Origin of the sequence: Caulobacter sp. AP07, assembly GCF_000281955.1 — a bacterium.
GTDB lineage: Bacteria > Pseudomonadota > Alphaproteobacteria > Caulobacterales > Caulobacteraceae > Caulobacter.
On sequence record NZ_AKKF01000309.1, the window covers coordinates 1 to 7,441 of the forward strand.

Below are 7,441 nucleotides of genomic sequence, written 5' to 3' on the forward strand. Positions count from 1 at the left end.
GGGGCCCCCCCGCCAGTGGCGGACCCAGCACGACCGGCGGCCGGGGATCGATCGCAACGCGCGGGCCGACGACCATGAAGGCCGTCCCGTCGGTCGTCGCATAGGTGACCTCGTGGACCAGCCCCCGAGGAGGGTCGCCCGGCGCCAGGTCCAGCTCGATGAAGACGATCGCCCGACGCCCCGACGCGACGGTCGTGGCGTCGCCCGCGACGGCCGGAACCGCCGCCAGGCGTTGGGCCAGCGCCTCGCCCGCGAACACGGCCAGCGTCGCGCCGGTGTCCGCGTCGGCGATCCGGACCCGGCGGACCATCAGGGGATCGGGCGTGAAGTTGGTCAGGTGGGCTTCGTAGACCAGTTGCCGCCGCCCCTCGACCGGGATCGGCGCGGGGGCCAGCGGCACGGCGATCTCGAACGACTCGCGCGGCGCGCCGGCGCCGGCGGCCGGCTGGGCCATGGTCGGGGCGGCGACCAGGGCCAGGAGCGCCCCAAGCCAGGCCGAGCGGCGCGGGATGCGGCGCTGCATGCGGACTACGCGTCCTCGTCGTCGAAACCGGCGTCGTCGTCAGCGGGCGCCGGCTTGGCGACCGCCGCCCCGCCCTTGCGCCGCACGAACCGCAGGGCGGTGTGGGTCTTGGAGAAGGCGCAGACCTTGGTGTCGACCAGGCCCTGTTCGCGGGCGGCGGCCAGGATCTCGGTGTCCTTCAGCGGCGCGCCCTTGCCCTTCTGGGCGACGATCCAGATCGCGCCCTTGGCGGCCAGGCCGCCGGCCAGATCTTCCAACTGGTCGAAATCGGCCAGGTCCTCCACGCCCAGGAACAGCAGGTCGACGTCCTCATAGGCTTCGACCGGCTCCACGCGCTGCGACAGCTCGGCCAGGAACTCCGGATCGTCCAGCCCCTCGACCACCACCGTCTGGCCGGCCTTGACGCCCAGCTTGTCCAGGCGGCCGGGCGGGTTCTGGATGGCGTGCAGCCACTTTTCAGCCTCCCCCGGCTCCAGGGTGAAGCGCGTGCCGTCGGTCAGCACCAGGTCGGGGCCCTCGACCCGCAGGTCGCGCAGGGCGTGGCCCTGGAAGATGCCGCGCACCGCCCCGCGGAAGATCAGCTTGGGCGGTTCCCACAACAGCTTGCCGTCGCTCTCGCCGTCGGAGAGCTGGCCCCAGACGCCCTTGGCCTCCTTGCCCATCAGACGCCCCGGAAGTTGGGTTGGCGCTTCTCGAGGATGGCGTCGACGCCTTCCATGTGGTCCTCGGTGTGGTGGGCGATGGCCTGGGCCGCCGCGCTCATCTCCATCAGGGTGTCGTAGCTGGCGGTCTGGCCGTGCTTGAGCAGGCTCTTGGCCATGCGCAGGGCGTGCGGCGGCTGCTGGGCGATCCGCTCCGCCAGGGCCATGGCCTCACCCATCAGCAGTTCGGCCGGCACGGCCTTGCTGATCAGGCCCCAGGCTTCGGCCTTGGCGGCGTCGATGACGTCGCCGGTGAACAGCAGCTCGGCCGCTCGGCTCATGCCGATAGTGCGCGGCATCAGCCAGGCCCCGCCGTCGCCGGGGATCAGGCCCAGCTTGAGGAAGGTCACCCCGAACTTGGCGGTGTCGGCGGCGATGCGGATGTCGGTCATGCAGGCCACGTCGCAGCCCAGGCCGATGGCCGCGCCGTTGACCGCCGCGATCGACGGGACCTCCAGGCCGTAGATGGCCCGCACGATGCGGTGGATGTTCTTGCGGTAGCCGTCGCGCACCGCCACGCCGTTGCCGCCGAACGCCCCCTCGCGCGCCTTCATCGCCTTGACGTCGCCGCCGGCCGAAAAGGCCCGGCCCGCGCCGGTCAGGATCACGCAGCGGATCTCCTGGTCGTCGTTGATCGCCTCGCAGGCCGCCGCCACCTGGTCGCCGTCGCCCGGCGCGCCCAGGGCGTTCATCGCCTCGGGACGGTTGAGAGTGAGAACGGCGACGTGGCCGCGCTTCTCGGTAAGGATCAGGGACATGGGTGGGCGCTCCTGCGTATTTTTGCGTTCTGCATAGCGCAATTTCCCCAGGGCGACGCAAGACTCCGCATACCAACGCACGGGCCGCCGCCCGACGCACGGCGTTCGCTGAACAATAAGGTAAAGTCGCCCGCGCTGTTCAGATCAGCAAAGTGTTCGACTTTCATGACACCGATGTCACCAGTCAATGCCCCTCACGGCGCCGCTTGCGAACAAGACGCAACAGCGAAGCTGCGACATTTTAGACAAGCTCGACCATAAAAAGCGTTAGCGTGAAGAGGAATCATAGGCTTCTACTAGCGTCAGGGACGAATTACAGAAGCGGCGGCGTTCAGTGCACATGTCCCAACGACATGCTTTGATCATCGAGGATGAAATCCTCATCGCGATGGAAGTCGAAGCTTTGCTCGCGGAGCAAGGTTTCGATAGCTTCGACATCGCGGAAAGCCCTCAGGAAGCGCTTGATTGCGCTCTGAAAAGGCCGCCGGACTTGATTACCGCCGACTACCGCATCATCGGCGGCACCGGCGTCGAGGCGGTGACGGCCATCCTGGCCCGGCTGGGGCCGATCCCCGTGGTCTATGTGACCGGCAACGCCGATCAGCTGGGGGCCCGCACCCGCGCCGTCGTCGACAAGCCGATCTCGCCCCACCGCCTGGCCGAGGCCTGCGCCGTGGCCCAAGGCGCCGCCGCCTAGGCTTCAGGCCCCAAGGCCGGCTATGCTGGCGGCCTGATCCAAGGGGCCCGCCATGACCGTCATCGACAGCCTCGAAGCGCTCGAGGCCCTCTACACCCCGGCGCCGGTCGCGGCCTCGACCGTTAAGGTGGCCGACCGCATCACCCCGCACTATCGCGCCCTGATCGAGGCCTCGCCGTTCCTGGCCCTGGCCACCGTCGGACCCGAGGGCCTTGACTGCAGCCCGCGCGGCGACCAGCCGGGCTTCGTCCGTATCGCCGACGACAGGACGCTGATCCTGCCCGACCGGCGCGGCAATAACCGCATCGACAGCCTGCGCAACGTGGTCCGCGACCCGCGGGTGGCGCTGATGTTCCTGATCCCCGGCTCGGGCACGACGTTCCGGGTCAACGGCCGGGCGGCAGTCAGCGCCGATCCCGACCTGCTGGCCAGCTTCGCGGTCGATGGCAAGGCGCCGCGCACCTGCCTGGTGGTCACCGTGGTCGAGGCCTATTTCCAGTGCGCCCGCGCCATCGTCCGCTCAGGCCTGTGGAAGGCCGAGGCCCAGGTCGATCCCCGATCCCTGCCCTCGCCCGGCGCCATGCTGGCGGCGATGAGCGAGGATACGGTCGGCGGGGCGGAGTACGACAAGGCTTGGCCGGAACGGGCCGCGGCGAGCTTGTGGTAGGCGACGGCTAGCGGTCGCGATCCAGCCTGAGATAGACGCTGTCGCACCAGGTGTCGCCGAGCTGCCAGGTCTGCGCCGCCCGCCCGGTCTCAACGAAACCCGCCCCCGCCAGAAGCGCCAGCGAGGCCGCGTTGTCGGGGTCGACGTCGGCGGTCAGGTGATCGGTCCGCCCGGCGAAGGCGTGGGCGATGAAGGCCCGCAGCGCCTCGCGTCCATAGCCCTGGCCCCACGCGGCGCGGGACAGCAGGAAGCCGATTTCCGGCAGTCGCCAGGCGCCGAGCTTTCCGATGACCTGGCCATCGCGCTCGACGATGTAGTCGTCGCTGATCTCGGCCGGCGCTTCGATCATGCTGGCCAGCCATCGCCGCGTGACGTCCAGATCGACGTGCGGCGGGGTGGACCAGTACTTCATGGCCACGGGATCGGACATGATGCCGTGCAGGGCTGACAGATCGCCCTCCTCCGCCCTGCGCAGCAATAGCCGAGGCGTACGGATCTGGCTCATCTCTTCCCGCTTTCCAGCGCGCTTCGCCTCAGACGAAAACGGCCCCGCCCATAAGGGCGAGGCCGCTTGAAACACATTCAGTCGAGGCCCTCGAAAGGATCTCAGTCGTCGCGGTGAACCCGCTCCCGACGTTCGTGGCGTTCCTGGGCTTCCAGGCTGAGCGTCGCGGTGGGTCGCGCGTCCAGTCTCGCCAAACCGATGGGTTCGCCGGTTTCCTCGCAGTAGCCGTAGGAACCGTCCTCGACCCGACGCAACGCCTGGTCGATCTTGGAGATAAGTTTTCTCTGACGGTCACGGGTGCGAAGTTCCAGCGCCCGATCAGTTTCCGACGACGCGCGATCGGCGAGGTCGGCATGGTTTTCAGTTTCCTTCTGGAGATGGGTGACCGTCTCGCGAGATTCGCGGAGGATCTCCTCTTTCCAGACCAGCAGCTTCTTCTTGAAATATTCAAGCTGCCGTTCGTTCATGAAAGGCTCGTCGTCCGTCGGACGATACGAGTCTGATGCCTTAAGAACAGTGGCCGTTTGCATTAACGCCTCACGCCCCGATGAACTCCGCCCATGTCAGGCGGGCTGCTTATACCAAAACGATAGCTTCGTTCAATGAACCTCATGTGAGCGGCCCATTCAGCGTGGCGCACTGACGCATCGCGCCTGGGATTATCCCTGAGAACCATGCTGAAGTCGCCGGGTTCCATGGTCCCGCTCACCCCTGCCGGGCCGCTTCGAGTTTCGCGGCCTCGACGGCGGCGCGGGTCTCGATTTCGTTGAGGATGGCTTCCAGCGCCGGGTCGTCGGTCGCCTCGCGATGCTCGCGCACGGCGGTCTTCAGCTTCGAGAGCGTGCCGGTGGAGACCTCGCCGTCGAGCACGGCGATCTTCAGGGCGTCCAGCAGGTCCAGCAGGCCCCCGGCCCGCTTCACCGCCCGGCGCTTGCGCTCCATCGGATCGAGGTTGGCCTGCAGGGCCAGCAGGGCGTCCAGCGACCCGACCCCGGCCACGCCGCCGGCCTGGGCGACGCCCGAAGCCGCGCTCGCGCCCCCGACCGTGGGAAGGGCGAACCCCGAACCGCCACCAGTCGGCTTAGCCCGCGATGCGCCAACCGCGCCCGCGCCCCCCGTGCTGGAAACCTTCATGACGATCGCCGCTCCAAACCCGCGAGAACAGGGACTCAGATCCCCTCGTTAACCACATCTTGCGGCCCGCCGCTTGCGGTATGGTTAATGCCGGGCAGAAACTGCCGGACACGTTTGTCGCAGGCAGAAAATCACCGCCTTTTTACTGATTTCATTGAATTTTTTCGTGGCCCGCTTCTGGCATGGAGCAGGGCGGGGATACGACCCCGCCGCAGGATCGCCATGTCTCGTTCATTCTTCGCATCCGTTCTGGGCCTTGCCCTCGCCGCCATGACCCTGGTGGCGAGCCCCGCCGACGCCAAGTCGCGGATCAAGGACATCGTCGCCTTCGAAGGCGTGCGCGACAACCAGCTGATCGGCTACGGCATCGTCGTCGGCCTCAACGGCTCGGGCGATTCCTTGCGCAACGCGCCGATGACCAAGCAGAGCCTGGAGGCGATGCTGGAGCGCCAGGGCGTCAACGTCCGCGACGGCAACCTCAACACCAAGAACACCGCCGCCGTCATGGTCACCGCCAACCTGCCGCCGTTCTCGGCGGCCGGGGCGCGCATGGACGTCACGGTCGCCACCCTGGGCGACGCCAAGAGCCTGCTGGGCGGCACCCTGCTGGTCACCGCCCTGCAAGGCGCCGACGGCCAGACCTACGCCGTGGCGCAGGGCTCGGTGCAGACCGGCGCCGTCTCGGCCGGCGGGGCCTCGGGCAGTTCGGTCACCAAGGGCGTTCCGACCGCCGGCCGGATCGCCGCCGGCGGCATCATCGAAAAGGAAACCGGCTTCCAGATGGTGAGCATGGACGTCCTGCGCATGACCCTGCGCAATCCGGACTTCACCACCTCGCGCCGCATCGCCGACGCCATCAACCAGCGCTTCGCCAACTGCGCCCAGGCCCAGAACCCGACCATCGTCGCGGTCCGCCCGCCGCCCGGCATGGACATGATCAGCTTTGTCACCGCCATCGAGAACCTGGAGGTCGAGCCTGACTCGCCGGCCAAGGTGATCATCGACGAGGTGGCCGGCGTCATCGTCATGGGCGACGACGTCCGCATCAGCCAGGTGGCGATCGCCCAGGGCAACCTGACCATCTCGGTCCAGGAGAGCCCGGCCGTCAGCCAGCCCGCCCCGTTCAGCCAGGGCCGCACCGCCATCGTCCCGCAGTCGACCGTCAGCGTCGAGGAGGAGAAGGGCCGCAAGCTGCTGACCCTGGGCGGCGGCGCTTCGCTCAAGAGCCTGGTCGGCGGCCTCAACGCCCTGGGCGTCACGCCGCGCGACATGATCTCGATCCTGCAGGCCATCAAGGCCTCGGGCGCCCTGCAAGCCGAAATCGAGGTGATGTAATGGGCTCCTTCGCCCCCATCGCGGCGACTCCCCTGATCGACACCGCCACGCCGAACACCGCGGCCTCGACGGCCGAGCTGCTGCGCCGCGGCAAGATCAAGGAAACCGCCCAGAAGTTCGAGGCCTCGTTCCTGTCGGTGATGATGCAGTCGATGTCGGCCGGGGTGAAGACCCCCGAACTGGGCGGCGGCGGCGAGGGCGAGGACATGTTCAAGTCGCTGCTGAACGAAGAAATGGCCAAGCAGGTCGCCAAGTCCGGCGGCATCGGCCTGGCCGCCACGGTCCAGCGCGAGATGCTGAAGATGCAAGGTTTGAAGGAGTAACCCATGGCCCTCAACGCCATAGACGCCGACGACCGCGTCGAGCAGCTGATCATCCTGACCGAGCGCCTGACCGACCTGATCGCCCGGCAATCGTCGGCCTTCGAGGCCCGCCGCCCGCACGAGGCGGCGCAATATGTCGACGAGGTCGCCAAGCTGGCCAACCTCTATCGCCACGAGTCGACGCGGGTTCGCGCCAATGTCGCCCTGGTGTCGGGCGCCGCCCTGGCGGTCCGCCAGCGCCTGATCCGCGCCACCGAAGCCTTCGACGCCGTCCTGGCCCGCCAGGGCCGCGCCGTCACCGCCGCCAAGACCGTCACCGAGGGCCTGGTCCGCGCCATCGCCCAGGAAGTCGCCGAACAGCGCCCGCAGGCCGTCGGCTACGGCCCGGGCGCCCACGGCGCGGCGTACCGGGCCAGCGGCACGGCGATCACGCTGAACCAGCGGGCTTAGGTTTTCCCTCTCCCCTTGCGGGAGAGGGTGGCCCCGCGAAGCGGGGCCGGGTGAGGGGTCGATAGACGCAAAACGCCGCGACAGGCCGAAAGGCCGGTCGCGGCGTTCGTCGTTTGAGAAACCCCTCATCCGTCGGCTTCGCCGACACCTTCTCCCGCAAGGGGAGAAGGAAGGAAGGACGTCAGGCCGCCGCCTCGACCGTCTTCGCCAACGGCGCCTTCTTCCGCCGCCGCAGGCTCCCCGTCGGATTGCCCCAGAAGGTCACCACCGTCAGCGTGCCCAGCAGGGTCAGGGTCAGGCCCGAGACCGTCATCACCAGCCGAGATCGGAAGAGCGTCGTGTAGGGAA

11 protein-coding genes are annotated in these 7,441 nt (G+C 68.3%); 5 read left to right on the forward strand and 6 right to left on the reverse strand.

Features of this window, described 5'->3' with window-relative positions:
- The 3 genes from PMI01_RS25545 to PMI01_RS25555 all read right to left on the reverse strand — a co-directional run.
- On the reverse strand, nt 1-523 hold a 523-nt coding region (locus PMI01_RS25545; RefSeq protein WP_007676618.1), incomplete at its 3' end, for a hypothetical protein.
- 5 nt (nt 524-528) lie between these two features.
- Nucleotides 529-1,185: a DUF3052 family protein gene (locus tag PMI01_RS25550; RefSeq protein WP_007676620.1), complete on the reverse strand. Its 657-nt coding sequence runs from the start codon at nt 1,183-1,185 to the stop codon at nt 529-531.
- On the reverse strand, nt 1,185-1,982 hold the full coding sequence (locus PMI01_RS25555) for a crotonase/enoyl-CoA hydratase family protein (protein WP_007676622.1): 798 nt from the start codon (nt 1,980-1,982) through the stop codon (nt 1,185-1,187). The genes PMI01_RS25550 and PMI01_RS25555 overlap by 1 nt, the downstream gene beginning before the upstream one ends.
- A 340-nt stretch (nt 1,983-2,322) precedes the next feature.
- Between PMI01_RS25555 and PMI01_RS25560 the strand changes: the two genes are divergently transcribed.
- Both PMI01_RS25560 and PMI01_RS25565 read left to right on the forward strand, forming a co-directional pair.
- The gene (locus PMI01_RS25560) at nt 2,323-2,679 is read left to right on the forward strand and encodes a response regulator (RefSeq protein WP_035038536.1); all 357 of its coding nucleotides are present in this window, start codon (nt 2,323-2,325) and stop codon (nt 2,677-2,679) included.
- Nucleotides 2,680-2,731: 52 nt separating this feature from the next.
- Nucleotides 2,732-3,346 carry a pyridoxamine 5'-phosphate oxidase family protein gene (locus PMI01_RS25565; protein WP_007676626.1) on the forward strand — a complete coding sequence of 205 codons (615 nt, stop codon included), beginning with the start codon at nt 2,732-2,734 and terminating at the stop codon, nt 3,344-3,346.
- Between the two features lie 7 nt (nt 3,347-3,353).
- Here PMI01_RS25565 and PMI01_RS25570 read toward each other — a convergent pair whose 3' ends face one another.
- The 3 genes from PMI01_RS25570 to PMI01_RS25580 all read right to left on the reverse strand — a co-directional run bounded on the left by PMI01_RS25570 (nt 3,354) and on the right by PMI01_RS25580 (nt 4,985).
- A complete protein-coding gene (locus tag PMI01_RS25570) occupies nt 3,354-3,851 on the reverse strand; it encodes a GNAT family N-acetyltransferase (RefSeq protein WP_007676628.1) in 498 nt (165 codons plus the stop codon).
- A 101-nt stretch (nt 3,852-3,952) separates the two neighbouring features.
- Nucleotides 3,953-4,381 carry an RNA polymerase-binding protein DksA gene (gene dksA, locus PMI01_RS25575; protein WP_007676630.1) on the reverse strand — a complete coding sequence of 143 codons (429 nt, stop codon included), beginning with the start codon at nt 4,379-4,381 and terminating at the stop codon, nt 3,953-3,955.
- 175 nt (nt 4,382-4,556) lie between these two features.
- Nucleotides 4,557-4,985 (reverse strand): flagellar assembly regulator FliX, encoded by a 429-nt coding sequence (locus PMI01_RS25580; RefSeq protein WP_007676633.1) that lies wholly within the window; start codon nt 4,983-4,985, stop codon nt 4,557-4,559.
- A gap of 222 nt (nt 4,986-5,207) precedes the next feature.
- On the opposite strand from PMI01_RS25580, the gene PMI01_RS25585 reads away from it, so the two are divergent.
- The 3 genes from PMI01_RS25585 to PMI01_RS25595 are packed head-to-tail and all read left to right on the forward strand — an operon-like array spanning nt 5,208 to nt 7,093.
- On the forward strand, nt 5,208-6,320 hold the full coding sequence (locus tag PMI01_RS25585; protein WP_007676634.1) for a flagellar basal body P-ring protein FlgI: 1,113 nt from the start codon (nt 5,208-5,210) through the stop codon (nt 6,318-6,320).
- Nucleotides 6,320-6,643: a rod-binding protein gene (locus PMI01_RS25590; RefSeq protein WP_007676635.1), complete on the forward strand. Its 324-nt coding sequence runs from the start codon at nt 6,320-6,322 to the stop codon at nt 6,641-6,643. Before PMI01_RS25585 ends, PMI01_RS25590 begins: the two co-directional genes overlap by 1 nt.
- 3 nt (nt 6,644-6,646) lie before the next feature.
- The gene (locus PMI01_RS25595) at nt 6,647-7,093 is read left to right on the forward strand and encodes a hypothetical protein (protein ID WP_007676636.1); all 447 of its coding nucleotides are present in this window, start codon (nt 6,647-6,649) and stop codon (nt 7,091-7,093) included.
- Nucleotides 7,094-7,441 lie beyond the last annotated feature (348 nt).

Bases quoted from the DNA above. Each gene is read 5' to 3' on its own strand.
- PMI01_RS25570 (WP_007676628.1), bottom strand. From the start codon at position 3,851: ATGAGCCAGATCCGTACGCCTCGGCTATTGCTGCGCAGGGCGGAGGAG.
- PMI01_RS25590 (WP_007676635.1), top strand. From the start codon at position 6,320: ATGGGCTCCTTCGCCCCCATCGCGGCGACTCCCCTGATCGACACCGCC.
- dksA (WP_007676630.1), bottom strand. From the start codon at position 4,381: ATGCAAACGGCCACTGTTCTTAAGGCATCAGACTCGTATCGTCCGACG.
- PMI01_RS25555 (WP_007676622.1), bottom strand. From the start codon at position 1,982: ATGTCCCTGATCCTTACCGAGAAGCGCGGCCACGTCGCCGTTCTCACT.
- PMI01_RS25595 (WP_007676636.1), top strand. From the start codon at position 6,647: ATGGCCCTCAACGCCATAGACGCCGACGACCGCGTCGAGCAGCTGATC.
- PMI01_RS25565 (WP_007676626.1), top strand. From the start codon at position 2,732: ATGACCGTCATCGACAGCCTCGAAGCGCTCGAGGCCCTCTACACCCCG.
- PMI01_RS25550 (WP_007676620.1), bottom strand. From the start codon at position 1,185: ATGGGCAAGGAGGCCAAGGGCGTCTGGGGCCAGCTCTCCGACGGCGAG.
- PMI01_RS25560 (WP_035038536.1), top strand. From the start codon at position 2,323: ATGTCCCAACGACATGCTTTGATCATCGAGGATGAAATCCTCATCGCG.
- PMI01_RS25580 (WP_007676633.1), bottom strand. From the start codon at position 4,985: ATGAAGGTTTCCAGCACGGGGGGCGCGGGCGCGGTTGGCGCATCGCGG.
- PMI01_RS25585 (WP_007676634.1), top strand. From the start codon at position 5,208: ATGTCTCGTTCATTCTTCGCATCCGTTCTGGGCCTTGCCCTCGCCGCC.